Genomic DNA, 25,876 nt, shown 5'->3' with positions numbered 1-25,876 from the left:
TCAGCCTCGCGCCGTACGGCCCGGCGGCACCGCGTGGAGCTGCTGCACGGAAGGCGGCAAGCGCACCGGGTGCACTGGCGGCTGCGGCGCGCGCATCTTCGGATAGAGCTTCACCAGCTCCCGCACCATCTTCGTGATGACGGAGGGCGAGGCCAGCGTGGACACGCCGCGCGTGCGCGGGAAGTAGTCCACGCCCATCTGGAACACGCGGAAGCCCTGGCGGATGGCCTTCACCACCAGCTCCGCGTCGATGAACGAGCCCTGGCTGTGCAGCTCCATGGCCTCCAGCACGCGGCGGTGCATCACCTTGAAGCTGAAGTTGACGTCCTTGATCTGGATGTCGAACAGCGACCGGATGAGCATGTTGTAGACGAACGAGTAGATGATGCGCTTGGGGCCCTCGCTCGTGCGGTCGAACCGGAAGGCGCAAATCATGTCCGCCTCCAGGTACGACATCAGGTGCAGCGCCCGCTCCAGCTCGCGCATGTCCCAGGGCAGGTCCACATCGGAGTACACGACGATGTCCTTCGTCGAGGCCGCCAGCCCGGTGCGCATGGCGCCACCCAGCTTCAGATTCACGGGGTGGTGGATGACACGCAGTTGGGGAACCTTCTGGGCCAGCGCCTCGCAGACCTCACGGGTGCGGTCCGTGGACGCGTCGTTGACGACGATGATTTCGAAGTCGTCCGTCAGGGCGGGGAGGACCTCCAGCGCCCGGCTGACGGCGCGCTCGACGTAGTCCTCTTCGTTCCAGGCGGGGAAGAACAGGCTGATGCTGGGGTATTGGGCCACGAGGGACCTCGGCGGACGGACCTGCGAAGTTGGCGGCTCGCTACCAGAGAATCCGGTTTTTATCCAATTGCAGGGGTCGCATATCGTCGCACGCCTATGATACCGTGAAATTACCATTTTGCGGGGACACTGTGAACTCCAGGCCCTTCACCCTGCTGGTAGTGGACGACTCGCAGTCGACGTTGCCTCGGTTGGCCCGTGCGCTGGGCCCGGAGGATTTCGCCCTCCGAATCACCGCCCACGGCCCGGAGGTGCCGAGGTTGGCGCGGGAGGTATCGCTGGTGGTGCTCTGCCCGGGCGAGGACGCCCAGGCCAGCGTGGGGTTGCTCGAACGCCTGATTCCCGCGGAAGGCCCGATGGGGCCCCCCGTGGTGCTCCTGGCCCCTCCCGACCCCAGAGGTCTCTGGCTGGAGGCCCTGCGCCGCGGCGCTGAGGTCGTTCTAGACCCATGGACGCCGGATGAGCTGGTGGCCCGGGTGCATCGCGCCCTGGCCGCGCAGGCCCGGATGGAGTCGCTCGCCGCCCAGGTGAGCGAGCTCCAGCGGCTGTCGTCGACGGACGGCCTCACGGGCCTCCACAACCACCGGCATTTCCAGGAGCGGCTGAGGGAGGAGTTCCGCCGCGCCCAGCGTTATGACGACTCCCTGTCGCTCATCCTGCTGGACTTGGATTACTTCAAGGAAATCAACGACAAGTACGGCCACTCCGCGGGCGACGGCGTGCTGCGCGAGGTGGCCGCCGCGCTCACCCGGGGCGTGCGCGAGACGGACCTGGTGGCCCGCTATGGCGGCGAGGAGTTCGCGGTGCTGCTGCCCCGCACCCACCTCACCGGGGCGCTCACTGTCGCCGAGCGCGTCCGCCGCGAGCTGCGCGCCCTGCGGCTGGAGGTGTCGGACAGCCTGCAAGTCACCGCGTCATTGGGGGTTTCCAGCTTCCCCCACCGCACCGTCCTCACCCCGGAGCAGCTGCTCCTGACGGCCGACGAGGCCCTCTACCAGGCCAAACGGGACGGCAGGGATCGCATCTGCCTACATCCCCAGCTCCCGGTCGGTCCGCTCGGAACCTAGCCCGGGTCAAAGACCCGGGGTCCGTATTGACCCATTTGGTGGGGATGGGTCTAATTAGACCCGGTGTTTTTTCGCGCCATGGAAATGTCAAGGCCCGTGATTCCAGACTGTTGGGCAGGGAGTTTCTGCTGGCAGGGCCATTGCACTTGTCTAGGGGCGGAAACAATTCATGGGTTCTCAAGCCGCATATGTCCACGGTCAGCAGGCCGAATCGCCACGCGGGCGGCTGCTCCTGGTGGATGACGAGGAGAACATCCTCAAGTCCATCCGCCGAGTGCTGCGCCGCGGCGACTGGGACATCGAGACGGCGACGGATGCCGAGCAGGGCCTGCGGGCGGTGGAGGCCTTCCACCCCGAGGTGGTCATCTCCGATTTCCGCATGCCGGGGATGAATGGCGTCGATTTCCTTACCCGGGTGAAGCAGCAGGAGCCGCGGGCCCAGCGCATCATGCTGACGGGCCAGGCGGACCAGCAGGCCATCGAAGAGGCCATCAACCGGTCGGAAATCTTCCGCTTCATCTCCAAGCCCTGGAACGACAGCCACCTGGTGTTGACGGTGAAGAGCGCCTTCGAGCAGTACGCGCTCCAGGCGGAGAACGAGCGGCTCTACACGGTGACGCAGGCGCAGAACGCGGAGCTGAAGCTGCTCAACGCGGACCTGGAGGAGCGCGTCGCCCAGCGCACGCGCATGCTGAGCCAGGCCAAGCGCGAGTGGGAGCTGTCCTTCGACTGCATGGAGACGCCGCTGTGCGTGGTGCGCGCGCGGGACTTCGCGGTGCGGCGGGCGAACCTGGCGTACGCGGACGTGGCGGGGCGCTCCATCGAGGAGATTCCCTCCGACACCACGTGCTACCGCTACCTCTTCGGCCGCAACGAGCCGTGCACGGGCTGCCCGCTGCCGGCGGCGGTGGAGAGCGGCAAGGGCGCGCGCGGTGAGGTCCGCCAGGGCGGCCGCACCTTCGTGGTGGCCGCCTACCCCATGGCGGGGGATGAGCGCGTCGTCTGCACCTACCGGGACGTCACCGAGGAGCAGTCGATGACGCGGCGGCTCATCGAGACGGAGAAGATGGCCGCGGTGGGCCAGCTCGCCGGCGGGGTGGCGCACGAAATCAACAACCCGCTGGGCGGCATCCTCGCCTTCGCGCAGTTGATGTCGCGCGACGCGGGCCGCAGCGAGGCGGACCTGGAGTCGCTGGGCCTCATCGAGGAGAGCGCGCTGCGCTGCAAGCGCATCGTGGAGAGCCTCCTCAAGTTCAGCCGTCACAGCCGCGTGGAGGACCGGCGGCCCTTCGACTTGTCCAAGTGCGTGGAGGACGCGGCGGTGCTGTTCCGCGCGCAGCTCAAGTCCATGCCCACGGTGGAGCTGGCGCTGGGGCTCGCGGAGGGCCTGCCCAAGGTGTACGGCGACCCCGGTCAGCTCGCGCAGGTGGTGCTCAACCTGCTGCAGAACGGTCTCCAGTCGCTGCCCACGCGTGAGGGCAAGCTGAAGCTGGTGACGGGTCGCGAAGGCGACCGCTGCTTCTTCGCGGTGACGGACACCGGCACGGGTATCGAGGAGAAGTACCTGCCTCGCATCTTCGAGCCGTCGTTCACCACCAAGGCCCCGGGTGAAGGCACCGGCCTGGGGCTCTCCATTGCCTACCGCATCGTCCAGGACCACGGGGGCAGCTTCCACGTGGACACCCAGGTCGGTGAAGGCTCCTGCTTCACCGTTTTTCTGCCCATCCCCCTGCAGCTCGAGAGGTTGCCGTGAACCAAGTCAAGCGCGCCAAAGTCCTCGTCGTGGATGACGACTCCGTCGTCCTCAAGGCCGTGACGCAGATTCTCCAGCGCGAGGGCCACCCGGTGGTGGCCATTGACGACGCGGTGGAGGGCCTGGCGGCCGCGAAGGATCCGACCATCGACGTGGTCGTCCTCGACATCAAGATGCCCAACCTGTCCGGCATGGACCTGCTGCGCGGCATCAAGGCCGACCGCCCGGACGTGGAGGTCATCATGATGACGGCCTTCGCCACCGTGGAGACGGCGGTGGAGGCGGTGAAGGCGGGGGCGTACGACTACCTCACCAAGCCCTTCGAGAACATCGACGAGGTCAGCCTCACGGTGGCCAAGGCGGCCGAGCGCAAGGCGCTCAAGGACCGCACCCGCGCGCTGGAGGAGGCCCTCACGGCCCGCAGCCAGTTCGAGGACCTCATCGGGCAGTCCACGCAGATGCGCTCCGTCTTCAAGCTGGTGGAGACGGTGAGCCACTCCACCGCCACGGTGCTCATCCAGGGGGAGAGCGGCACGGGCAAGGAGCTGGTGGCCCGCGCCATCCACTACCGCAGCGCGCGCAAGGACAAGCCCTTCGTGGCGGTCAACTGTTCGGCGCTGACGGAGACGCTGCTGGAGAGCGAGCTCTTCGGTCACGTCAAGGGCAGCTTCACCGGCGCCACCGGCAACAAGAAGGGCCTCTTCGAGGCGGCTGACGGCGGCACCATCTTCCTGGACGAAATTGGCGACGTGCCCCCGGCCACCCAGGTCCGCCTGCTGCGCGTGCTCCAGGAGGGTGAAGTCAAGCGCGTGGGCGCCAACGAGCCGGTGAAGGTGGACGTGCGCGTCATCGCCGCCACCCACGTGGACCTGTCCCGCGCCAAGGAGCAGGGCAAGTTCCGCGAGGACCTCTTCTACCGCCTCAACGTCATCACCATCGACCTGCCGCCCCTGCGTGACAGGCCCGAGGACGTGCCCCTGCTGGCGCACCACTTCCTCAAGCTCTACGCCTCCAAGGCGGACAAGAAGGTGACGGGCATCTCCCCGCGCGCCATGGAAGCCCTCACCTGCAACCGGTGGACGGGCAACGTGCGCGAGCTGGAGAACGTCATCGAGCGCGCGGTGGTGCTGACGGGCAACGAGGTCATCGACGTGGAGGACCTGCCGCCGGGCTTCCAGTCCGCGCCGCAGCCGGACTCCACCGTGGAGGTGTTCAGCCTGGCACACCTGCCGTACGCCCAGGCCAAGCGCCTGGCGATGCGTGCCTTCGAGCGCCGCTACCTGTCCGCCCTGCTGGAGAAGAACAACCAGAACGTCTCCAGCGCCGCGCGCGCGGCGGGTGTGGACCGCTCCAACTTCCGTCGTCTGCTCAAGCAGTACGAGGTGGCCGGCCGGTCCATGAAGCCCCGCGTGGTCTCCCAGGACGACGGCGAGGCGCTGGAAGCCGCGTCCTGACGGATGTCGGCCGGCGGGCACCCGGGCATTTCCCATGCGCGCCCGGGGCCCTCCTGGACTACAAGGCGGGGTTGCGTGCAGACCCTGGCAATCGTCGCGAAGAGGGACAAGCCCGAGGCGGTGGCGCTCGCGGCTCAAATCCGTGAGCGGTACCCCCACCTGTCGGTGCTGGCGGACCGCACGCTGGCCCATGAGCTGGGCTGGCCGCGGGTGGATGACCGGGAGCTGGTGACCCGGGCGGACCTGATGGTGGTGCTGGGCGGTGACGGCACGCTCATCTACGCGGCGCGCCTGCTCGGCGGCCGCGGGGTTCCGATTCTGGGCGTCAACCTGGGCAGCCTGGGCTTCATGACGGAAGTCCCGGTGGAAGAGCTGTACCCCATGCTGGAGCAGGTGCTCGCGGGGCGCTTCCAGGTGGACTCCCGGATGAAGCTCACCTGCCGCCTGCTGCGCGGGGGCAGGGTGCTCATCGAGGACGAGGTCCTCAACGACGTGGTCATCAACAAGGGCGCGCTGGCGCGCATCGCCGACCACGAGACGGCCATCGACGGGGTGCCCATCACCACCTACAAGTCGGACGGCGTCATCCTGGCCACGCCCACCGGCTCCACGGCGTACTCGCTGTCGGCGGGTGGGCCCATCGTCCACCCGTCGGTGGACTGCACGGTGCTGTCGCCCATCTGTTCGCACGCCCTCACGCAGCGCTCCATCGTCGTGCCGGCGGACCGGACCATCCGGGTGACGCTGCGCAGTGAGACGGCGGACACGTACCTGACCATCGACGGGCAGACGGGCCACGGGCTCCAGGGTGGGGACTGCATCGAGGTGGTGCGCTCGCCCAACCGGGTGAACCTGGTGCGCAACCCGAAGGTGGCCTACTTCTCCATCCTCCGGCAGAAGCTCCACTGGGGCGAGCGCTGAAAGGCGCCGCGCGCCGTGTTCCTCTTCCTGTCGAAGGTGCTGGACCTGCTGCTGGCGCCGCTCTCCTGGGCGCTGCTGCTGTGGCTGGTGGCCTGGGGGCTGCGGCGGCGACGTGAGCGGCTGTCGCGGGTGCTGAGTGTGCTGGGCGGAGTGGTGCTGTACGCCTTCTCCATCGAGCCGGTGGCCATGGGGCTGATGCGGGCGACGGAGGCGGGGGCGGTGCGGTCCTTCCAGCCGGGGGCCACGTATGACGCCGTCATCGTCCTGGGCGGCGGGTTGGATCCGGCCGCCACGGAGCGCACCGGCGTGCCGGAGTACAGCGCGGCGGCGGAGCGGGTGCTGCGGGGCTTCGAGCTGCTGCGCGAGGGCCGGGCTCGGCAGGTGCTCATCTCCGGCGGTTCGCTGGACCCGAGGCCCGAGGCGGTGGTGGAGGCGGACGTGCTGCTCCGGCAGCTCCAGCAGTGGGGGATTCCGCGGGAGCGCATCGTCACGGAAGGGCGCAGCCGAAATACACGGGAGAACGCGGTGGAGTCCGCGCGCATCATCCAGGAGCGAGGGTGGAAGTCCCTGCTGCTGGTGACGAGCGCCGCGCACATGCCGCGCGCCGCGGGTTGCTTCGCGGCGGTGGGGCTGCGTCCGGACCTGTTGCCGGTGGACTCGCGAGCGTCGAACACGCCGCTGCGGCGCATGAGCTGGCTGCCGAGGTCGGGGGCCCTCAACCTGAGCACCGACGCCCTGCGCGAGCTGGCGGGGCGTGTGGTGTACCGCGTGCGAGGCTGGACGGCGCCTTGAGCGCCGCGCCCCGTCCTACTTCAGCGGCGCGGGCGGCTGACGCGCGTCGGGAGCCAGGGCGCCCGTGCCGAGCCGGGAGATACGGCCATCCGCCTGGGCATGCGGCGACGGCGTGCCGGTGCGGAACGCCTCCGCCAGCACGTCCAGGGGCGAGTTACCCGTCACCCTGGCCGGCGTGGACGGCTGGTTCCGCAGCATGTCGTAGCCGTCCTTGCCGCTGGCGAGGAAGCTCAGCGTCGCCAGCCGGTACGTGGCGGCCTTGTCCAGCGGCCTGCCGCCCACCTTCACGCCCAGCACCCGCTGGCCGGCGGGCCGGTCCGAATCGAAGGTGAACTCCAGCCCGGACACCTGCGGAAAGCGGCCCGGCCGTGAGTCCTCGCGGCTGAGGCTGACGCCGTTCTCCAGCGCCGCGCGCAGCGTGTCCCCCTTCACCTCCAGCACCACCAGCTCATCCGCGTACGGCAGGATGGCGTGCAAATCCCGCCGGGTGACTCCGCCCGCGGGCAGCACCGCGTCCGCGCGCAGCGCCCCGGCGTTGACCAGCGCCACGTCAGCACTGGCCGCCGCGCGGAACGCATCCGCGACGAACGAGCCCAGGTTCGTCTCCTGGGTGCGCACCAGCGCGGCCCGCGCTTCCAGGGGCACGGGGGAGCGGCCCACGTGCTCGGACAACTGGCTGAACAGCGCGGCATAGGGCTGCATGGCCGCGTTGAAGGCCGCATCCTCCGGCACCTGCCGCGTCACCGGCAGCGTCTGCCACGTCACATTGCGCACCGTGGCCGTCGCCGCGTCCACGTCCAGCGTGAGCCGGCCCAGGTCCACCGCGTCCGCCGCCACCTTGAAGATGGGCGTGCCCGTGCTGCGGTCCTCCAGCGCCTCGTGGTCATGCCCCCCGAGCACCGCGTCCACCTTGACGCAGCGGGTGAGCGCCCGGTCCTGGTCCGCCGTCAGGTGGGTGAGGGCCACCACCACCTGGGCGCCGGCCTCGCGCAGCTTCGCCACCTCGCTCCGGGCCGCCTCGCAGACGTCCCCGAAGAGCGTGTCCTTGCCGGCCTTCGTGGTGGCCTTCGTCTCCTGGAGCACCACGCCGAAGAGGCCCAGCTTGATGCCGCCCAGCTCCCGCACCGCGGAGGCCTGGACTCCCGCGAAGAGGCCCCCGGACTTCGCGTCCTGCACGTTGGCCCCGAGCCACGTGAAGCGGGACTCGCGGATGCGCTCACGCAGGACATCGTCGCCGAAGTCGAACTCGTGGTTGCCCAGCACCGCGTAGTCCAGGCCGAACGCATTCCACGCGTCCACCATGTGCCGCCCCTTGAGCGCCTTGCCGTCCACCTCCACCAGCGACTCCACGGACGGAGACAGCGTGTCGCCCCCCATCAACGTCAGGACGTGGGGGCTCTCGCGAAGCACCTGCTTGCGCAGCGTGGCGGCGCGGGCCATGCCCCCCCTTCCTTCCTCGACGGCCTGGACCTGGTAGACGTCCGCCAGGTGAAGGAGCGTCAGGCGCACCGTGCCGGAAGGCAGTGCGGGCGTGGGGGAGGGGGCGCTCGTGGCGCATCCGCTGGCAAGGACCGCGGCCAACGCGAGCAGGGCCTCACGTCGAGCCAGCGCTGTCTTCTTCGTCATCGTACGTCGCTCTCCCCAGCGCGCTCCCTGGGTGGGGCGCAACGTGTGGGGCGTATCGCACTCATGCGTCGATGGCGAGCACCGGCAACTTCGCGCGCGTGTCACACAGGGGGGCAGGTGTGCCGGTGGATACGTTTGACGCGCTGAGTTGTGGTGGAAAATTACAGATTCCGTGCAGAGCCGTTTGCGCGGGATTTGCGCCGGTTGCTAGGACGCTCCCTGACCAAGGGAGGTTGTCATCCATGAGGCACAGCAACAGGTGGAGTGCGCTCCTGCTGGCGGGTGTGATTGCCGGCTGTGGGGAGTCCGCGCTCGAAGCGCCGCGAGGTTCCGCGGAAGAGACGGCGGTCATCAGCCAGCAGCTCAGCTCGTCCACGCGGCCGGGCATGGGCGCCACCGTCTATGCGGGTGGCACCACGTTCCGCGTCTGGGCGCCGATGGCGAGCCGGGTGTTCGTCTCCGGCGATTTCAACGGCTGGGGCACCTGGATTGAGCTGGGCAACGAGTTCAACGGCAACTTCTCCGGCGATGTGGCGGGCGCGGTGAAGGGCCAGAAGTACAAGTTCATCACCCGCAACCAGTGGGGCAGCGACGCGTGGCGGGCGGACCCCCGCTCGGCGTGGCAGGAGAACTCCACCGGCTCCAGCATCATCTACGACCACGGCGAGTACTGGTGGAACGCGCAGCAGTACAGCAGCCCTGGCTTCAACGAGATGATCATCTACGAGATGCACGTCGGCACGTTCCACGACTCGCCCGGCTTCGGCCCTGGCAACTGGAACAGCGCGATTGCCAGGCTCGACCACATCCGGGACCTGGGCGCGAACATGATCAAGGTCATGCCCGCGTACGAGTTCGCCGGTGACTTCTCCTGGGGCTACAACGCCGCTTTTCCGTTCGCGCCGGAGAGCGCCTACGGGCACCCCAACGACATGAAGCGCTTCGTGGACGAGGCGCACATGCGTGGCATCGGCGTCATCTTCGACGTGGTGCACAACCACTACGGCCCCAGCGACCTGCCCATGTGGTGCTTCAGCGGCGACTGCCTGGGCTCGGGCGGCGAGTACTTCTACAACGACTGGCGCAAGAGCACGCCGTGGGGCGACACCCGTCCGGACTACGGCCGCCCCGAGGTCCGCGCGTACATTCGCGACTCGATGATGAACCTCACCCATTCCTTCCGGGGTGACGGTCTGCGCTGGGACGCCACCAAGTACATGCGCACGCAGAATGGCAGCGACACCACCGCCATCCCCGACGCGTGGCGCGTGTTCCGCTCCATCAACCGCGAAATCAACGCCACGCAGCCGTGGAAGATCAGCATCGCCGAGGACTTCGGCGGTGGTGACTCCATCACCAACGACGCCACGTCCGACACCTCGGGCGGCGCGGGCTTCGACTCGCAGTGGGGCGGCGACTTCGTGCACGCCATCCGCGCGGCGGTCATCGCGTCGAACGACAGCGGCCGTGACATGAACGCGGTGCGCAACGCCATCACCCAGCGCTACAGCGGGCGGCACACCGCGCGCGTCATCTACTCGGAGAGCCACGACGAGGTGGCCAACGGCAAGGCGCGCGTCCCGGAGGAGATCTGGCCGGGCAACGCGGGCAGCTGGGCCGCCAAGAAGCGCTCCACGCTGGCGGCGGGCGTCGTCTTCACCTCGCCTGGCATCCCGATGATTTTCCAGGGCCAGGAGTTCCTCGAGGACGGCTACTTCCAGGACACGGACCCCGTGGACTGGGGCAAGAACAGCACCTACAGCGGCATCCGGACGCTGTACCGCGACCTCATCCGTCTTCGCCGCAACTGGTTCAACAACACGCGCGGCCTGCGCGGCGGCAACGTCAACGTCCACCACGTCAACAACAGCGGCAAGGTGATTGCGTACCACCGTTGGGAGAACGGCGGGCCTGGGGATGACGTCGTCATCGTCGCCAACTTCAGCGGCACGTACTTCCCCAGCTACAACATCGGCTTCCCGCGCGGGGGCATGTGGTACGCGCGTTTCAACAGCGACTGGAACGGGTACTCGGGCGACTTCGGCAACACGGCGTCGATTGACACCGTGGCCTACAGTGGCGCGAAGGACGGCCTGTCGCACAACGCGTCGTTCGCCATCGGCCCCTACTCGCTGGTCATCTTCTCGCAGTAGCGCCTGACGGTGCCGGGCGCCCGGGGTGGAATCTCCCGGGTGCTCGTTCGCGCCTCAGACGTTGTAGCGCCGGCCCTGCGCGAGCGGCTCGATGACGCTCGCGCTGGTGTCGAAGTCATCCGGGTAGTGGATGAGCCGCATCCGGGCGCGCAGCTCGGCGGGCAGCGCCGCCAGCTTCTCGTAGGGCGTGTGCACGCCGTAGTTCGTCTCGTGGATGATGAGGTCCGCCTTGGAGAGCCAGTCGATGAGGCCCTCGTCGAAGGCGGTGTCCGCGCTGTACCCCAGGCAGCGGCCCCCCGCGTGGATGCGCAGCGCGGTGGTGGGCACGTGGTGGTACGTCATCCGGCTCTCGATGAGAAAGGGGCCGTGCCGCACGGCGGTCTCCGTGGAGAGCGGCGTGTGGTCGAAGTAGTCCTCGAAGTGCTTGTCGTTGGGGGGCTCCCCGCGCTGCTCGATGAGGCACTCCATGCCCGCGGCCAGGTTGCCTTCCCACAGCCGGTTCGCGACGGCGGGGTGGGCCAGCACCTCCAGCTTCCGCTGCAGCACGAAGAAGGAGAAGTAGCCCAGGCTCTCCAGGCCCGAAGCGTGGTCCGCGTGCAGGTGGGTGAGGGCCACGGCGCTGACGCGGTCCGCGTCCAGGGGCACGCCGGAGGACTCGGACGCCTCGCGCATCATCTTCCGGATGGGATGCGGGCAATCCACCAGCAGCACCTGGTCCTCCGCCTCCACGGCGAAACAGGACGAATAGCGCAGGGCGGAGAATGCGTCGCCGATGCCAAGGGTGATGAAGGACAGGCTCAAGGCAGGCTCCGGGGGGAAGGGTCGAGTCGCTCCCGAAGTTTCGCCGCGACGGCCGGTGGACAGAAGGCGGAAACGTCCTCGCCGCGCGCCACGCGCGCCTTGAGTCCGCTGCTGCTCACCTCGGCCAGGTGGGCTTCGGCTGGGAGGAAGAGGGTGGACAGCTCGGGCGCCAACGCGCGGTTGTTCTGCGCCAGCGTCGTTTCGAACTGGGCATCCGTGGCACCGCGCACGCCGCGCAGCAGGACGCTGGCGCCAATGTCCCGCGCGAAGTCGACGATGAGCCCCTGCGTGCGGGCCACGGTGACGTTGGGGTGGTGTGCCACGGCTTCGCGCAGGAGGTCCACGCGCTCGTCGGCGGACAGCAGGCTCTCCTTGTCCGGGTTGACGGCCACCACCACGACGACGTGGCCGAAGAGGCGGGCCGCTTGCCGGACGACGGACATGTGGCCGGCGGTGACGGGGTCGAAGCTGCCGGCGTAGACGGCGATGGTCATCACGACACCTCGGGAGCGGCCTCGGAGGCCAGGCTCCGGGGCGGGTGGAAGGTGAGGGCGGCGTACAGCGTGCCCGCCGCGCACAGGAGCGCGGCCAGCGTGAAGTGGCCGGCGTAGCCAAGGGCCTGGGCGCTGAAGCCACTCAGCGCGGCGGCGGCGCCCGTGGCCAGCACCACCAGGGACGCCTGCACGGTGTAGTCCGTGGCGGCGTGGTCCGGCCGGCAGGCGTCCATCATCGCGGTGAAGACGGCCGCGGTGGCCATGCCGCTGGCCACGTACTCGACGCCGCAGACGAGGGTGAGCAGGGGCAGGGACGTGGGGCCTCGAGCCGCCAGTGCGTAGAGCAGCACCGCGCCGGCCTGGATGCCTCCGAAGACGAGCAGCGCCCGTCGCCGTCCGAGCCGCACCACCAGACCGCCTCCCAGCAGCGCCCCCACGAGCCCCGCGGTGAAGCCCACGCCGCCCAACAGCCAACCGATGGCCGTCAGCGACAGGCCCTCGTCGACCAGGAAGGTGCGCAGCATCCCGGTGGCCAGGGCTTCGCCCGCCTTGTAGACGACGAGCAGCGTGAGCCACGCGCCGGCCCCCGGACGCTTCAGCCACCATCGCAGGCCCAGGCTCTGCGCCGGTGGTGGCGCGGTGGGGGGCTCGCGGAAGAGGGCAACGGGCACGGTGGCCAGGAGCAGCAGGGTGCCCAACGCGAGGAACGTGGGGCGCCAGCCCACCGCGTCGAAGACAGCGAGCATCACGCCTCCGCCCAGAATCATCCCGACGCGGTAGGCCGCCACCTGGATGCCGTTGCCCCAGCCGCGCTCGGCCGGCGCGAGCAGGTCCACTGCCAGCCCGTCGGTGGCCACGTCCTGCGTGGCGGCCAGGAGGTTGATGCCCAGCACCGCGGCCATCAGCAGCCGCATGTCCAGGCCGCCTTCGGGGAGGGCGAGCGCGAGAAGGAGCCCCGACGACAGGCACTGCAGCGGCAGGATGTAGCCGCGCCGCCGGCCCCACCTCGCCGAACCGTGCCGGTCCATGGGCGGGGCCCAGAGGAACTTGAGCGCCCAGGGCAGCGCCAGCAGGTGCGCCAGTCCGATGGAAGGCAACGACAGGCCCTGATGGCGCAGCAGTACGGGCAGGGCCTGGGTGAAGAAACCGAAGGGAAGCCCCTGTGACAGGTAGAGGCTGGAGAGGAGCCCCAGCTTCGTGGCCGTCCTCATGCGTCCTCCTTCGCGCCGGCCGGGTCCAGCAGCCCCGCGGCCATGCGCTTCACCGTGCTGGCGGCGGAGCCCGCGGGGACCAGTCCCGGGACGCTGGCGGCGAGCACGAAGTAGCCCTGCACGGCGGCGAACAGCCCGGCCGCCAGCGCGGGCGCCTTGCGCCGTCCCACCACGGCGGCGACGAGCGACGTCAGGTGCTCCAGGTCGGCGCGCACCACCTGCTCGTAGATGGCTCGCACCTCGGGCTGCCGGATGGCCTCCGCGCTGATGGTGACCCAGCTCGCGACGGCCGCCGGGGCCGCGTCGCCGCCCGTGGCGAGGAAGGCCTCCACGAAGGCATCCACGCGGGCGCGGGCGTCCGGGCCCTTCACCCGTTCCAGCCGCGTCGCCACCCGCTGCCGCGCCTGCGCCGCGAGCTGCTCCACCAGCGTGAGGAGAATCTCCTGCTTGCCGCTGAAGTGGTAGTGCACCAGCCCCGGGCTCAACCCCGCCGCCTTCGCGATTTCGCTCACGGAAGCGCGCTCGTAACCGCGCTCCGACATGACCTTCAGCAGGCCCGCGACAATCTGCTGACGGCGCTCCTCGGTGTTGGATGGACGGGGCATGGAGGTGTGTTTATTGGTTGTTTGACCAACTTATAAACAGGGCAGGCAAGGGCGTCAATCCCACCTGCCCCTGGGGGCGAGGGCCCGAATGTGGATGGAGCTCCGGGCGCTGCTAGCGTGGAGCGCATGACACGAACCGCCCGCCGTTGCCGCGCGATGATGCTGCCTGGCGTCATGGTGGGGCTCTGCCTGGGCGTGCAGGGGGCGGCGCTCACGCTCGTTCCCGGCAAGGACGTGCCCGCGGACTGCTTCGGCGCGGCGGGGCGCCCCGTGAAGTTCATCCTCGATGAATGAGGTGTGGCCATGAAACTGCTTCGCTTCGCGCTCCTGGGGCTCGTCGTGGCCCTGGCATTCTCCGCCGGGGTCTGGTTCAGCAGCGGTTCCGTTACGCCACAGGGGCCGTCCGGGGAGGCCGCCGTCCAGGCTTCCGCGCCAGCAGCCCAGCCCGCACCTCGCCCTTCGGAGGCTCCGAAGCGGGAGGCGTCGGTGACTGCGCCGAAGGCGGCCCGTGAAGCCGCGGTGCTTCGCAGGCTCCCGGAGCCGGCCTCGCCTGTTTCGGCAGAGCCCGGTACCGGGCAGGACACGGTGCCCGAAGAACGGCCCCTCGCCTTCGCGCCCGAACTGCCGGAGCCCTTCACGCCCGAGGGCTTCGAGCGCGTGGCCTTCCGTGCCGCCAACGAGTGCGGCATGGGGCTCGACGTGGTGGCGGTGGACTGCTCCGAATTTCCCTGCATCGCCTGGACGCAGGCGAAAGACGACACCGTGAAGCACTTCTCCATGTCGGGGTGCGGCCCCTGGGAGGAGGCCTTCCAGCACCGGACGATGGTCGTCGCGAGCGGGAAGTCCGAAGAAGGCGGCCCCAGTGCCCGGTACCTGGCGTGGATGCCGCTGCCCGTGGACCCCGAGCTCAACCGCATCGCCATCCGGCGCGCCCGGGAGCGCACCGATGGCATGAAGGAAGCCCTGGGGCTGCGGTAGTCCCCGCGCCGCCTCAGGCCGGAACGGCGTCCGCGTGGACGGGGACCTCTCGCGCAGAGACGAGCGCCTCGATGCCCGCGGCCACCATCGCCGGCACCTCCAACGCCGGGAAGTGGCTGGTGGCGGGGAGCTTCAGCACGTGAAAGCCCGGATGCTCCACGCCGAAGTCCACCTGCGCCGCCAGGTAGTCGTGTGACTCCGGCCGCGCGTACAGGTGCATCGTGAGCGGCATGGGTTCCAGCGCCGCGAGCGCTCGCAGCGGAGAGCCCTCGCGGGCGTAGGCCGCTTCAATCTCCCGCCCGGCCCGGGCCCACATGGCTTCGTCGAACGCGCCCATGTCGTCGCGCACGAAGCGGCGGATGGCGTCGTCGTCGAGCCCCTTCATCCAGCCCTGGAGCAGGCTGTCTCGCACCTTGCTCCAGCGCTCCGTCTGGAGTCCGCGCACGGCGCGGAGGAAGGCCGGGGTGGGCTCGGTGGCAATCCAGTCCAGCAGCACCATCCGCGGCACACGCGCTGGGCCCAACGACCGTCGCAGGTCGAGCGCCCACCAGCCCGCGTGGGACATGGCCACGGGGACGATGTGCCGCGCGCCGCTGGCCTCCACGACCGCGAGCAGGTCCTCCAGCACCGTGGTGCTGTCGAAGTCGGTGCCTCCACCTTCGGACTCGCCGTGCCCCCGTATGTCCACGGACAGGACTCGGCGGAAGGCGGAGCAGCGGGGTATCAGCTTCTGGAAGCTCGCTCGGGTGGTACACCACCCTGGGATGAAGAGAAGCGCGGGCTCGCCCTGACCCGCGTCGTCGTAGCGGATGCGGGCGCCGCCGCGAGTGTGTACTTCCGGCATGTCGTCCCCTCCGTGGAAGCGTTGGTTGGTTCTCGCTGGAGGGTGCGCAGGCCCGGCCCGCATGTCAGCAGGCAACACGGCAGGGGCCGTTCCGGCCGGGCGGAGGGTCGCTGTCTCAACTAATTCGTGTTTCGCCCAGTATCCCGCCCCTGATTTCCCGGGATGACTCCTGCGGGAGACGTTCACAGGCGACTGACGGTTGCTCGCCGCTCATCCCCGTGGGCGTGCCGTCGTCCGAGCGCTGTGTCGCGCTCCGGTGGGAGATGCCGGAGCGCTTCGCGGTCGGCACGCGCCAATCAGAAGGTCAGCAGCGTCGTCACGCGCTCGCGCCCGAGGCGGTTGGGGCCTTCGAGGAAGTCCAGGCTGAGGAGGAAGCTGAAGCCCACCAGCTCGCCGCCGAGCCGGGACACGAGCCTCGCGGTGGCCTCCGCCGTGCCTCCCGTGGCCAGCACGTCATCCACGACGAGCACCCGCTCCCCCTGGAGGATGGCGTCCTCGTGCATCTCCACGCCGTCGGAGCCGTACTCCAGCGAGTAGCGCTCCACCACCGAGCGGTGAGGCAGCTTCCCAGGCTTGCGCGCCGGCACGAAGCCCGCGTTGAGCGCCAGCGCGATGGGGGCGCCCAGCAGGAAGCCTCGGGCCTCCACGCCCACCACCTTTGTGACGTGCTGTCCCCGGAAGGGCGCCGACATGGCGTTGATGACGCGGCCGAACAGGCGCGGGTCCGCCAGCACGGGGGTGATGTCCTTGAAGACGATGCCGGGCTTGGGGAAGTCCGGCACGTCCCGGAGCCGGGCATTCAGGTCGGCGACGAGGGTGGTGTCGGTCAGGCTCGGGACGGGCGGGTTCATGGCGTGCGCTCCAGCGGGAGGCTCGGACGGCCGCCTGCCCTGTTGCCATGGAGACGGCCCCCTGCCCGCGGGGGACATTCGTCAGGCGGAATGGCCTCATTGGGGCGTACCGCCTCTGGGGAGAGGGGCAGCGCGTCGGCTCGGCGTGCCGGATGCCTTCCATAGAAGCAGGCGGGTATCGGAGGCGCGAAAGCGGACGGTCCGGGCCATGGCGGGGGTTGATGCTCTCACAGCTTGATGCCAGCGGTGGATTCTGCTGGCGGACGCATTGATTTTTCCCGCGACCGGGAGCCTCGTTGCTGTGGTAGTTCAACGGGTTCCCTGGCGATTTGGAGCCTGGGGCCTGTGCCAGCCGTGCAATCCACCGCCGATATCCGAGAGATCCTCCCGCCTCAGGACACCCAGTGGCTCCGTGCCCTGAAGGCCGAAGTTCAACCCACGACCTTCAAGCAGGGGCGAGAGGTGGCGGAGTCGCGCCGCGTCTTCGGCCTCAATCGCGAAGGGGACCGCATCAGCGCCCAGGTCGCCGGTTCGTCCGGTGAGCGGTATCAGACGGCCCTGCATCTGGGGAATGGCCGAGCCACGTCGACCTGTACCTGCCCGTCGTGGAACGTCGAAGGCCCCCACTGCAAGCACGTGGTGGCCGCGGCGCTCATCTACGCCGCGCGCTTCCGTCCGCCCGGCCCGCCCGCGCCTCGCCCGGCCGAGCCCGTCGCCGCCGCTCCCGAGCCGAAGGAAGCCGTCGTCGATGACGAGCCCCATGTGGAGCCGGTGCCGTCGAGCGGCGACCCGGTCAGCCTCCCGGCCCTGGCCAAGGTGGAGAGCTGGCTCGGTCTGTCTTCTCAGCCCGACTACGAGTTCTTCTACCGCCTCACGGCCGCCAGCACGGGGAACGGCAGCACCCGGCAGTGGATCATCGACGTGCGCCGGCAGGACGCGCAGACGAAGGGGCCCATCCACGTCAAGCGGCTGCTGCAGACGGGGGGCCGCATCTCGCCCGCGGACGAGCGCGTCTTCATGCAGCTGTCTCGCCATGAGCACCGCTATGACTCGCGCCTGGTCCTGTCCGACGAGGAGCTGAGCGAGGCGCTGGAGCTCTTGCGCCACCGCCGCGTCATCTACCGTGGCACGGCGCTCATCAACACCGAGGTGCCGGTACGGCCCCAGATTCATCTGGAGTCCCGCCCGGACGGCGCCACCGCGCGCATCGAGCTGCTCTTCCCGGACAACGCGAGCTACGCGCTCAAGGACGTCATCATCCTGTCGGGCCGGCGCACCTGGGTCATCCAGGGCCAGAACCTGCACCCGGTGGAGCCGGACTTCCCGCCGCGGCTGCTGCGCAAGTGGCTGCTCGAGCCCAGCATGTCCTTCCCCACGGGGCAGTTGGACCGGGTGCTGACGTTCTTCGCCGCGCACCTGCCGCGCTTCCGCATGGCGCTGAAGGCGGACGACATCGACGTGGACGAGGCCGTGGAGCCTCGCTTCATGCTCACGCTGGAGGGCAACCCCGAGCGCGTGAAGGTGCAACTGGCCGCCAAGTACGGCCAGACGACGGTGCCGGTGTCCCCCACTGCCACGCACCTGGGCTACGCCAGCGGCGTGGGCGGGGACAGCCGCAAGCTGTACCGGCGTCGCGAGGAGCTGGAGCGCGGCGCGGGGAAGCTGCTGCTGGACCTGGGCCTGCGCTTCGAGCCGCAGGCGCAGGTCTTCGACGCCACGGCCGACACCGCGCTTGAGTTCTGGGCCCGGGGCCTGGCCTCGCTCCCCGAGGACTGGGAGCGCTTTGGCGTGCAGGCCCCCAAGGTGCGCCTGCGTCCCAAGCTCAAGCCGCGCATCCGCGTGGGCATGAGCGGCGTGCAGTGGTTCGACCTGGATGCGGAGTTCGTCACCGACGACCAGGCCGTGGACCTGGGCGCGGTGCGCATGTGGCTGGACTCCGGCCGCCGCTTCGTCCCCCTGAAGGACGGTACCTTCGCGGAGGCGGACCCCGTCGAAATCAAGCGCGTGGCGGACCTGCTCGAGGAAGCCGGCGCGCTGCCGGGCCGCTCGCGCACGCGGCTGCCGCTGCACCAGGCCGTCGCGTTGGACCTGCTGGCGGACCTGGGGGAGTTCACCGAGGTGGAGGCCAAGGCGCGGCAGGCCATGATGGAGCTGCGCGAGTCGGCGGGCGTGCCGAAGGTGGGCGTCCCCGAGGGACTCCAGGCCACGCTGCGCCACTACCAGGAGGCGGGCCTGTCCTGGCTCTGGTTCCTGCGCCGCCACGGCCTGTCCGGCATCCTCGCGGACGACATGGGTCTGGGTAAGACCATCCAGTCGCTCAGCCTGATGCAGAAGGTGGCCAACGACGAGGGGCGCAAGCCGTCGCTCGTGGTGGCGCCCACCAGCGTGTTGGCCAACTGGGAGCGCGAGGCCGAGCGCTTCACGCCGGGCCTCAAGACGATGGTGTGGCACGGTCAGGACCGCAAGGAGCGGGCAGAGGACCTGAAGGGCATGGACCTGGTCCTCACGTCCTACGCGCTGGTCCGCCGTGATTTGGACCAGCTGTCCCAGGTGGGCTTCCGCTACGTCATTCTGGACGAGGCGCAGAACATCAAGAACGCGGGCAGCGCCACCGCGCAGGCGTGCAAGGCGCTCCCCAGCGAGACGCGTCTGGCGCTCACCGGTACGCCGCTGGAGAACCGCCTGTCGGAGCTCTGGAGCATCTTCGACTTCCTGATGCCGGGTTTCCTCGGCAGCTCGGATGGCTTCGGGGACCGCTACGAGCAGCCCATCCAGGTGGCCAACGACAGCACCGCGAAGGACCGGCTGCGCCGCCGCATCCAGCCCTTCATCCTGCGTCGCCTGAAGACGGAGGTGGCCAAGGACCTGCCGCCGAAGACGGAGAGCGTCGCCTGGTGCGAGATGGAGCCCGGTCAGGCCGCGCTCTATCGCGAGGTGCTGGAGGAGAGCCGCCGCAAGGTGCACGAGAGCATCGAGAAGGTGGGCTTCAAGCGCAGCCGCGTGTCGATTCTGGCCGCGCTGATGCGCCTGCGTCAGGTGTGCTGCGATCCGCGCCTGCTCAAGATGCCGCCCGGCACCCTGATGCCGCCCAGCGCGAAGGTGGAGCGCTTCCTCCAACTGGTGGAGGACCTGGTGGCGGAAGGCCACCGCGCGCTCGTCTTCAGCCAGTTCACGGAGATGCTGGAGCTGCTGAAGCAGGAGGCGGACAAGAAGGGCCTGCGCTACCTCTACCTGGACGGTCGCACCAAGGACCGCATGGGCAAGGTGGACGAGTACAACAACCCGGACGGTCCGCCGCTCTTCTTCATCTCCCTCAAGGCGGGCGGCACCGGCTTGAACCTCACCGCGGCCGACTACGTCATCCACTTCGACCCGTGGTGGAACCCCGCCGTGGAGGACCAGGCCACGGACCGTACGCACCGCATCGGGCAGACGCGCGCCGTCATCAGCTACAAGCTGATTACCCGCGGCACCGTGGAGGAGAAGATCCTCGCCCTCCAGCGCCGCAAGCGGGAGCTGGCCGCTGGCGTGCTCGGCGGCGACGGTGACGAGCTGGGCCGGACGCTCACGGAGCAGGACATCCAGGAGCTCTTCACGGAAATCTGAGGACTTGCGAGGTTGGGGCCCCAACGAGGCCCCTTCCCCTCCCGCCCGCCATCCGTGCGCTCAACCCGAACGCCTGTGCAGTGTCAGTCGGACCTGCTAGGGTGTTCAGGTACCAGAGCCGTCGTACGGACATTGGAGGGCGCGCGTGCTGCTGGGTCTGCGGATTTCGAACGTAGCGGTGATCGAGGAGGTGGAGGTGGCGTTCGGAGCCGGCCTCACCGTCCTCACGGGTGAGACAGGTGCGGGCAAGTCCATCCTCGTGGATGCACTGGGCCTTTTGCTCGGGGGGCGCGCCGACGCGGATGTCATTCGCGCCGGTTGTGAGGAGGCGTCCGTGGAGGGCGTCTTCGCGCGGACTCCCGCGTTGGAGACCCGGCTGGAGGAGCTGGGCTTGCCGGACCTGGGGGAAGAGGTGCTGGTGCGCCGGGTGCTGGGACGCACCGGGCGCGGCAAGGCCTACGTCAACGGCTCGCTGGTGACAGTGGGCGTGCTGGGCAAGCTCACGCGTGGGGCGGTGGACATCGCCGGCCAGCACGAGCACGTCAGCCTCTTTGATTCGGGCCTGCACCGGGTGCTGTTGGACAGGTACGGCAATCTGGAGGAGGTGCTCGCGGCCTTCTTCCGGGAGTACACCGGCCTGCGCGAGGTGGACGCGCGCATGGAGGCGCTGGGCGGAGACGAGGCGAAGGTGCGCGAGCGCGCCGAGTTCCTGCGCTTCCAGCTCGATGAAATCACGCGCCTGGACCCGGAGGCCGGCGAGGACGCGCGGCTGGACGCGGAGCGCAAGCGGCTGGGCGGCGCGGAGAAGCTCAAGCGCCACGCCTCGGAAGCGGAGCTGCTGGTGTCCGGCGAGGAGCATTCCGCCGTGGAGACGGTGGGCCGCGCGCTGGGGCTGGTGCACGAATCGGTGAAGTGTGACGCCACGCTGGCGCCGGTGGCGCAGGCGCTGAGCACCGCGCTGTCGGAGCTGGAGGAGGCGCAGCGGCGGCTCAATCGGTACGTGGAGGGGCTGGAGTCGGACCCTTCGCGGCTGGCGGACGTGGAGGAGCGGCTGGACGCGCTCAAGCGTCTGTGCCGCAAGCACGGCACGCACCTGGATGGCCTGCTGAAGAAGCGGGGCGAAATCGAGGTGGAGCTGGGCACGCTGGAGAACCGGAAGGAAATCCTGGAAGAGCTGGCCGCCGACCGCCGCAAGGTGGAGGAGCGGGCCCGGAAGGCCGCCGCGGCACTGACACGGGCGCGTGCGGCCAGTGCGGTGACGTTCGCCGCGCAGGTGCGCGAGGGCCTGGGGCAACTGGCCATGGGCAAGGCGGCCTTCGAGGTGCGGGTGACGCCATCGGAGACGCTGCGCCCGGACGGCATGGATGACGTGGAGTTCTTCTTCAGCGCGAACCCTGGCGAGCCGCCGCGAGCGCTGGCGAAGGTGGCCTCTGGCGGTGAGGCGAGCCGGCTGCTGCTGGCACTCAAGAAGGCCCTGGCTGACAGTGACGGGGGCGGGTGCTACATCCTGGACGAAGCGGACGCGGGCGTCAGCGGCGCCATCGCGGACGTGGTGGGGCGGATGATCAAGGACGTGAGCAGTCACCGTCAGGTGCTCTGCATCACCCACCTGCCGCAGGTGGCCGCCTATGCGGATGCCCACCTGCTCATCCGCAAGGGCCTCAAGGGCGAGCGCACTGTCTCGGAGGTGGTGGTGCTGGAGGCAGGGGCAGAGCGGACCCGGGAGCTGGCGCGGATGATGTCGGGTGTCGAGGTGACGCGTGAGGCCCTGGGAGCGGCGGAGGCCCTGGTGCGTTCTGCCAACAGGGCGCTGGGGACCCGGGCCCGCAGGGAGTCTGGACCGGAGGGGGCCCCCCGGGGTCGGCTCCGACGCACCGCGTGAAGTGCGCCAGTTTTCATCCGCGTCCTTGCCCCGTCCTTGGGCCTCACATAGCATCCCGGGTGTGTCCAGCACCGCAGGGCAGACCGCGGCCTCCCGCTTGAAGATAATTTCCGCCGGCCTGACGGATGTCGGGCGCAAACGTAATCACAACGAGGACAGCTTCCTCATTGATGATGAGCTCCAGCTCTACGTCGTGGCCGACGGAATGGGCGGCCATGCCGGTGGGGGCACTGCGTCCCGCATCGCGGTGGAGACCATCGACAAAGAGATGCGCCGGGCGCGGGAAGGCAAGGACAACCCCTTCCTTTCCGTCCCGAATCTCCAGGACTCTCCGATTCCGGAGTCGTTGCGCACCGCCGTGGAGCGGGCCTGTCTGGCCATCTTCACGGCCGCGCAGGAAGATGCGCGGCTGTCCGGCATGGGCACCACCGTCATCTCCCTGGTGGTGCGCGACGAGCACGCCTTCTTCGCCCATGTGGGTGACAGCCGCGCGTACCTCATCCGCGGCGACCTCATCCAGCAGATCTCCGAGGACCACTCGCTGGTCAACGAGCAGATCAAGGCGGGGATGATTACCCCGGAAGAGGCGAAGCACTCCCGCTACAAGAACATCATCACCCGCTCCGTCGGCTTCGAGGAGGAGGTGCAGGTGGACGTCATGGGGCTGGTGTCAGAGCCCGGCGACGTCTTTCTCCTCTGTTCGGACGGCCTCGCGAACATGATGGAGGACCGGGAGATCCACGAAACCGTGGTGAATGCGCGGACCTTTGAAGAGGTCCCCAAGCGTCTCATCGACTTCGCAAACGAACGTGGCGGTGACGATAACATCACCGTCATCGTCGTGCGAGTGGAAGCCTGACACACCCAGAGTCTGCACGTGGCCTGCAGACCTCCCTGCGGGTCTGTTGACCTTGACACTCTTCGAATGTGAGTGGTAGCTGCCCCAACGTTTCCAGCCGAGTCGAAATGCCGGTGGGCGACGAAGCGGGAGGGGTAGGCGGCGGGGGGAGGTGTTGCGCGAGAGCAAGCGACTTAGCTTGCTGCGCCAGTAGTCCCACGCAAGCAGGGGAGCTGTCCCGTGGCGAAAAAGTCCTTCACACTGATGGTGATTCCGGACCATGACGCTCCGGTCAAGCGGTACACCATCCAGCGGTCCTTTCTCACCCAGGTGGGGATGGGACTGATGCTCGTGGTGGGACTGGGCGTGGGTGCGAGCGTGCACTACTTCCAGGTGGCCGCGGACGCCTCCGAGAACCGCATCCTTCGCGAAGAGAACCTGACGCTGCGCTCGCAGCTCAAGTCGGTGCGTGAGCGCATCGAGCACATCGGCTCCACGTTGGACCGGGTGGAGCGCTTCGACCAGAAGCTGCGCGCGGTGACGCTGCTGTCCGATCCTCAGCGCAACCTGGCCATGGGCCCGACGGAGCCCGAGGCGGGCACGTCCGCGCCTGCCACGGACACGCAATTCACGCAGCTGACCTCCACGGAGACGCCCAAGGCGCTGATGGGCCGGTTGGACCGGCTGAGCGCGGAGGCCACCCGCCAGGAGCAGAGCCTCCAGGAACTGCAGGCCTACTTCCAGGACCAGAAGTCGCTGCTGGCCTCCACTCCGTCCATCTGGCCCGCGCGCGGCTGGGTGACGAGCGATTTCGGCTCGCGCCTGGACCCGTACACCGCGGACCGCGTCATGCACGGCGGCATGGACATCGCGGCGCCGCACGGCAAGGAAGTCTTCGCGCCGTCGGACGGCACGGTGGTGTTCGCGGGCCTGGAGGGCGGCTACGGCAACGTGCTCGTCATCGACCATGGCTACGGCATCAAGACGCGCTACGGCCACCTGTCGAAGATGCTGGTGAAGGCCGGCGACAAGGTGAAGCGCGGCATGCACATCGCCGCCGTCGGCAACACCGGCCGCTCCACGGGCCCGCACCTCCACTACGAGGTCCGCGTCAACGGCATCGGGCAGAACCCCCGCAAGTTCATCCTCGAGGAGTAGCCGGCGCGGAGGGATGACGTCTCGGTGGTTCGTCGAGGCGCCTCGCTGCGGACGGAAGGAGCGCGCTCCCGTGGTAGCCCGAAGGGCTCCGGGAGCGGTTGGTGGATGAGGCCTCGGTTTTGAGGCCCCTTTCTCCGGACGGAAGGAGCACTCCCCCGTGAGCACCCTTGAGGCTCCGGGAGCGCGTGCATTGGCCGCCCCCCGGCGAGGACGGCCAGAATGGCCTGGCGCTCAGGCGCGCTCTCAGAGCGTCGCGGGGCCAGGAATGGAACCATCCAGCCGGATGCGCCTGCGCTGAAGCCCCTGCGCGCGGCCGGTGCGCTCCATGACGTGGGTGCGCTCCAGCTCCGCCCACAGCAGCGGCCCCAGCACCTGCCAGTGCGAGGGCGCGTCCACCGTCAACTCCAGCAGGCTCACCGTCCATGAGGGCACGTCTGCGTCGGGCGTTCCCGGGGGCAGCACCGAGCGCACGCCCTGCGCCAACCGTTCGCGCGTCGGCGCGGCGAGGTGCTCCTCCACCGTGAGCTGCGACGTCGGCACGAGCAGGGCGGCGAAAGCGTCCGCGTGGATGCGCACAACCTTCGCGCCGGGGTACTGAGCGGAGAGGGACTCCACGGTGGCGCGCAGCACCGCGTCTCCGGTGGGGAAGCCGAAGCGGGCGTTGACGTTGATCATCCCCTGCACGTCCGCGATGACGGCGCCCACGCGCCACCCGTCATGATGGCCGTGGGTGGACAAGTCGTACTCCTCCTTGAGGAGGTTGCCCTGGGTGAGCGCCGGCACCTGGAGCGCGCCCGTTTTCGCGTCTGGCTGGCCACGCCGGGCCTGCTCCGCCTGGACGAGCACCTCCACGGCGGCCTGCACCGGGGCCTGGGGGCTGCGGGTGAGCACCCAGGGATGGAGGGCAATGAGGGCGGTGGCCGTGGCGTCGTCGAGTGGGTAGGGCATTGCGCTCCTTGTGTAGCGCGTCCATCGCCAAGGCGCAGGGTCTCACTTCATCTTGTGCGCGGTGACGGTGACCTCATCCCGGTCATGGTAGAGCTGGCGGACGGTGAGCCCCTCCCAGCCGCCCTCCTGGACGAGCGTGTGGCGCACCCGCAGAAGAATGGGGTTCTTGTCCTTCATGGGCAGCTTGATGTTGGCCACCAGGTGCTGCGCCCAACCGCGGCGGCCCCATTTGGCCAGCAGCTGCGCCACTTCCAGGGGGCGCCACGCCATGTCGCAGAAGAGCCAGTCCGCCGGCTCGTCGGGCGCATAGGCGAAGGCGCTCTCCTGGACGTGCTTCACGCGCGGATTCCCCGTCAGCTCCGGCATCAGCCGGGCCGGGTCCACCGCCACCACCTTCGCGCCGCGGCTCACCAGCCGCTGCGTCCAGCCGCCCGGCGCCGCGCCCAGATCCACGCACACATCGCCGCGTCCAGGCTCGAAGGCCAGTCCGTCCAGGGCCTCCTCCAACTTCATGGCCGCGCGCGACGGCGCGTCTCCCGCCCGCCGCATGCGCCTGCGTCCGCCCGCCGCCAGGGAGACGGCCTCGCGCGCGTGCACCGCGCCCACCACCGTCACCTCATCCGGCGCCACACACAGGGATACCAGCAGCGCCCCCGCCTCGCGTGCCCGCTGGGCGTCCTCGATGCGGCGCTCTGCCGGCAGCCTGGCGGACACGGCGGATTCCAGGGCTTCCGCCACAGGGGCCAGGGCGTTGCCACGCGGGGTGTCGGGCGTGAAGGACTGCACCGCCCAGGGCGCCCGCCCCGGAAGCGCCAGCACGGCCCGGGCCGCCGCGTCGGCGATGGCTTCGGGGTTCGTGGCTGTCAGGGTGGCCGCCACCTGATAGCCTGCGCGGGCGAAGGCGGGCGGAGGGCCGGAGATGGCGTCACTCTCCACCAGGGCTTCGCCCAGCAGACGGGGCTCGGCGCCGGCCCATTCCAGCTCCTCGAAGAGGTGGGCCTCGAAACCCGCGCGGCAGGTCCACAGCCAGCGCCCGGGCCGGGCGGCCAGCGTCCGGGCGGGCATGGCGGGGACCTTGGCCCGGGGAGGGACCCTGGGGGCG

The 25,876-nt window shown here is 69.4% G+C and carries 22 protein-coding genes; 12 read left to right on the top strand and 10 right to left on the bottom strand.

Features of this window, described 5'->3' with window-relative positions; all coding sequences use genetic code 11:
- Complete coding sequence (locus FL344_RS13420) at positions 1–792, bottom strand: glycosyltransferase family 2 protein (protein WP_141591007.1); 792 nt, start codon at positions 790–792, stop codon at positions 1–3.
- Positions 793–896: 104 nt separating this feature from the next.
- Here FL344_RS13420 and FL344_RS13415 point away from each other — a divergent pair, with 104 nt between their 5' ends.
- The 5 genes from FL344_RS13415 (at position 897) to FL344_RS13395 (ending at position 6,779) form a co-directional block, all read left to right on the top strand.
- Positions 897–1,859: a diguanylate cyclase gene (locus FL344_RS13415; protein WP_141618798.1), complete on the top strand. Its 963-nt coding sequence runs from the start codon at positions 897–899 to the stop codon at positions 1,857–1,859.
- A gap of 169 nt (positions 1,860–2,028) precedes the next feature.
- Positions 2,029–3,612 carry an ATP-binding protein gene (locus FL344_RS13410; RefSeq protein ID WP_141591012.1) on the top strand — a complete coding sequence of 528 codons (1,584 nt, stop codon included), beginning with the start codon at positions 2,029–2,031 and terminating at the stop codon, positions 3,610–3,612.
- Positions 3,609–5,066: a sigma-54 dependent transcriptional regulator gene (locus FL344_RS13405; RefSeq protein WP_141618797.1), complete on the top strand. Its 1,458-nt coding sequence runs from the start codon at positions 3,609–3,611 to the stop codon at positions 5,064–5,066. The genes FL344_RS13410 and FL344_RS13405 overlap by 4 nt, the downstream gene beginning before the upstream one ends.
- 75 nt (positions 5,067–5,141) lie before the next feature.
- A complete protein-coding gene (locus FL344_RS13400) occupies positions 5,142–5,987 on the top strand; it encodes an NAD(+)/NADH kinase (protein ID WP_141591016.1) in 846 nt (281 codons plus the stop codon).
- A 15-nt stretch (positions 5,988–6,002) separates the two neighbouring features.
- Positions 6,003–6,779 (top strand): YdcF family protein, encoded by a 777-nt coding sequence (locus FL344_RS13395; RefSeq protein ID WP_141618796.1) that lies wholly within the window; start codon positions 6,003–6,005, stop codon positions 6,777–6,779.
- Positions 6,780–6,794: 15 nt separating this feature from the next.
- Here FL344_RS13395 and FL344_RS13390 read toward each other — a convergent pair whose 3' ends face one another.
- Positions 6,795–8,405: a bifunctional UDP-sugar hydrolase/5'-nucleotidase gene (locus tag FL344_RS13390; RefSeq protein WP_141618795.1), complete on the bottom strand. Its 1,611-nt coding sequence runs from the start codon at positions 8,403–8,405 to the stop codon at positions 6,795–6,797.
- A gap of 242 nt (positions 8,406–8,647) precedes the next feature.
- Here FL344_RS13390 and FL344_RS13385 point away from each other — a divergent pair, with 242 nt between their 5' ends.
- Positions 8,648–10,558: an alpha-amylase family glycosyl hydrolase gene (locus FL344_RS13385; protein WP_141618794.1), complete on the top strand. Its 1,911-nt coding sequence runs from the start codon at positions 8,648–8,650 to the stop codon at positions 10,556–10,558.
- Positions 10,559–10,612: 54 nt separating this feature from the next.
- Here the strand turns inward: FL344_RS13385 and FL344_RS13380 are convergent, their stop codons facing one another.
- Genes FL344_RS13380 through FL344_RS13365 form a run of 4 tightly spaced genes read right to left on the bottom strand, consistent with a single transcriptional unit; the run spans position 10,613 to position 13,669 of the window.
- Entirely contained in the window at positions 10,613–11,359 is a 747-nt protein-coding gene (locus tag FL344_RS13380) for an MBL fold metallo-hydrolase (protein ID WP_141618793.1), read from the bottom strand.
- A complete protein-coding gene (gene coaD / locus FL344_RS13375; RefSeq protein WP_141591027.1) occupies positions 11,356–11,853 on the bottom strand; it encodes a pantetheine-phosphate adenylyltransferase in 498 nt (165 codons plus the stop codon). Before coaD ends, FL344_RS13380 begins: the two co-directional genes overlap by 4 nt.
- The gene (locus tag FL344_RS13370) at positions 11,853–13,064 is read right to left on the bottom strand and encodes an MFS transporter (protein WP_141591029.1); all 1,212 of its coding nucleotides are present in this window, start codon (positions 13,062–13,064) and stop codon (positions 11,853–11,855) included. The genes coaD and FL344_RS13370 overlap by 1 nt, the downstream gene beginning before the upstream one ends.
- A complete protein-coding gene (locus tag FL344_RS13365) occupies positions 13,061–13,669 on the bottom strand; it encodes a TetR family transcriptional regulator (RefSeq protein WP_141591031.1) in 609 nt (202 codons plus the stop codon). The genes FL344_RS13370 and FL344_RS13365 overlap by 4 nt, the downstream gene beginning before the upstream one ends.
- Before the next feature lie 126 nt (positions 13,670–13,795).
- Here FL344_RS13365 and FL344_RS13360 point away from each other — a divergent pair, with 126 nt between their 5' ends.
- Positions 13,796–13,963: a hypothetical protein gene (locus FL344_RS13360; RefSeq protein ID WP_153881174.1), complete on the top strand. Its 168-nt coding sequence runs from the start codon at positions 13,796–13,798 to the stop codon at positions 13,961–13,963.
- A 9-nt stretch (positions 13,964–13,972) separates the two neighbouring features.
- The gene (locus FL344_RS13355; RefSeq protein ID WP_228565010.1) at positions 13,973–14,647 is read left to right on the top strand and encodes a hypothetical protein; all 675 of its coding nucleotides are present in this window, start codon (positions 13,973–13,975) and stop codon (positions 14,645–14,647) included.
- 13 nt (positions 14,648–14,660) lie between these two features.
- Here FL344_RS13355 and FL344_RS13350 read toward each other — a convergent pair whose 3' ends face one another.
- Complete coding sequence (locus tag FL344_RS13350) at positions 14,661–15,491, bottom strand: alpha/beta fold hydrolase (protein WP_141618792.1); 831 nt, start codon at positions 15,489–15,491, stop codon at positions 14,661–14,663.
- Positions 15,492–15,787: 296 nt separating this feature from the next.
- On the bottom strand, positions 15,788–16,342 hold the full coding sequence (locus FL344_RS13345) for an adenine phosphoribosyltransferase (RefSeq protein WP_090490006.1): 555 nt from the start codon (positions 16,340–16,342) through the stop codon (positions 15,788–15,790).
- Between the two features lie 354 nt (positions 16,343–16,696).
- On the opposite strand from FL344_RS13345, the gene FL344_RS13340 reads away from it, so the two are divergent.
- The 4 genes from FL344_RS13340 (at position 16,697) to FL344_RS39910 (ending at position 23,826) form a co-directional block, all read left to right on the top strand.
- A complete protein-coding gene (locus FL344_RS13340) occupies positions 16,697–19,948 on the top strand; it encodes a DEAD/DEAH box helicase (RefSeq protein ID WP_141618838.1) in 3,252 nt (1,083 codons plus the stop codon).
- A gap of 145 nt (positions 19,949–20,093) precedes the next feature.
- Positions 20,094–21,830: a DNA repair protein RecN gene (gene recN / locus FL344_RS13335; RefSeq protein WP_141618791.1), complete on the top strand. Its 1,737-nt coding sequence runs from the start codon at positions 20,094–20,096 to the stop codon at positions 21,828–21,830.
- Positions 21,831–21,891: 61 nt separating this feature from the next.
- Positions 21,892–22,689 carry a Stp1/IreP family PP2C-type Ser/Thr phosphatase gene (locus tag FL344_RS13330; protein WP_141591037.1) on the top strand — a complete coding sequence of 266 codons (798 nt, stop codon included), beginning with the start codon at positions 21,892–21,894 and terminating at the stop codon, positions 22,687–22,689.
- A gap of 219 nt (positions 22,690–22,908) precedes the next feature.
- The gene (locus tag FL344_RS39910; RefSeq protein WP_011555313.1) at positions 22,909–23,826 is read left to right on the top strand and encodes a M23 family metallopeptidase; all 918 of its coding nucleotides are present in this window, start codon (positions 22,909–22,911) and stop codon (positions 23,824–23,826) included.
- A 243-nt stretch (positions 23,827–24,069) separates the two neighbouring features.
- On the opposite strand, the gene FL344_RS13320 is transcribed toward FL344_RS39910, so the two are convergent.
- Both FL344_RS13320 and rlmM read right to left on the bottom strand, forming a co-directional pair.
- Positions 24,070–24,774, bottom strand: a complete 705-nt coding sequence (locus FL344_RS13320; RefSeq protein WP_141618790.1) for a diguanylate cyclase — start codon at positions 24,772–24,774, stop codon at positions 24,070–24,072.
- 42 nt (positions 24,775–24,816) lie between these two features.
- The coding region (gene rlmM, locus FL344_RS13315; RefSeq protein WP_228565009.1) for a 23S rRNA (cytidine(2498)-2'-O)-methyltransferase RlmM at positions 24,817–25,876 on the bottom strand (1,060 nt) is incomplete at its 5' end.

The sequence above is a fragment of the Myxococcus sp. AB036A genome (assembly GCF_006547355.1).
Classification (GTDB): domain Bacteria; phylum Myxococcota; class Myxococcia; order Myxococcales; family Myxococcaceae; genus Myxococcus; species Myxococcus virescens.
The sequence above is the reverse complement of the archived record's forward strand: the minus strand, read 5'-3'. Positions and strand labels throughout refer to the sequence as shown.

Bases quoted from the DNA above. Each gene is read 5' to 3' on its own strand.
- FL344_RS13370 (WP_141591029.1), bottom strand. From the start codon at position 13,064: ATGAGGACGGCCACGAAGCTGGGGCTCCTCTCCAGCCTCTACCTGTCA.
- FL344_RS13345 (WP_090490006.1), bottom strand. From the start codon at position 16,342: ATGAACCCGCCCGTCCCGAGCCTGACCGACACCACCCTCGTCGCCGAC.
- FL344_RS13385 (WP_141618794.1), top strand. From the start codon at position 8,648: ATGAGGCACAGCAACAGGTGGAGTGCGCTCCTGCTGGCGGGTGTGATT.
- FL344_RS13320 (WP_141618790.1), bottom strand. From the start codon at position 24,774: ATGCCCTACCCACTCGACGACGCCACGGCCACCGCCCTCATTGCCCTC.
- FL344_RS13365 (WP_141591031.1), bottom strand. From the start codon at position 13,669: ATGCCCCGTCCATCCAACACCGAGGAGCGCCGTCAGCAGATTGTCGCG.
- FL344_RS13350 (WP_141618792.1), bottom strand. From the start codon at position 15,491: ATGCCGGAAGTACACACTCGCGGCGGCGCCCGCATCCGCTACGACGAC.
- FL344_RS13360 (WP_153881174.1), top strand. From the start codon at position 13,796: ATGACACGAACCGCCCGCCGTTGCCGCGCGATGATGCTGCCTGGCGTC.
- FL344_RS13410 (WP_141591012.1), top strand. From the start codon at position 2,029: ATGGGTTCTCAAGCCGCATATGTCCACGGTCAGCAGGCCGAATCGCCA.
- coaD (WP_141591027.1), bottom strand. From the start codon at position 11,853: ATGACCATCGCCGTCTACGCCGGCAGCTTCGACCCCGTCACCGCCGGC.
- FL344_RS13355 (WP_228565010.1), top strand. From the start codon at position 13,973: ATGAAACTGCTTCGCTTCGCGCTCCTGGGGCTCGTCGTGGCCCTGGCA.
- FL344_RS13390 (WP_141618795.1), bottom strand. From the start codon at position 8,405: ATGACGAAGAAGACAGCGCTGGCTCGACGTGAGGCCCTGCTCGCGTTG.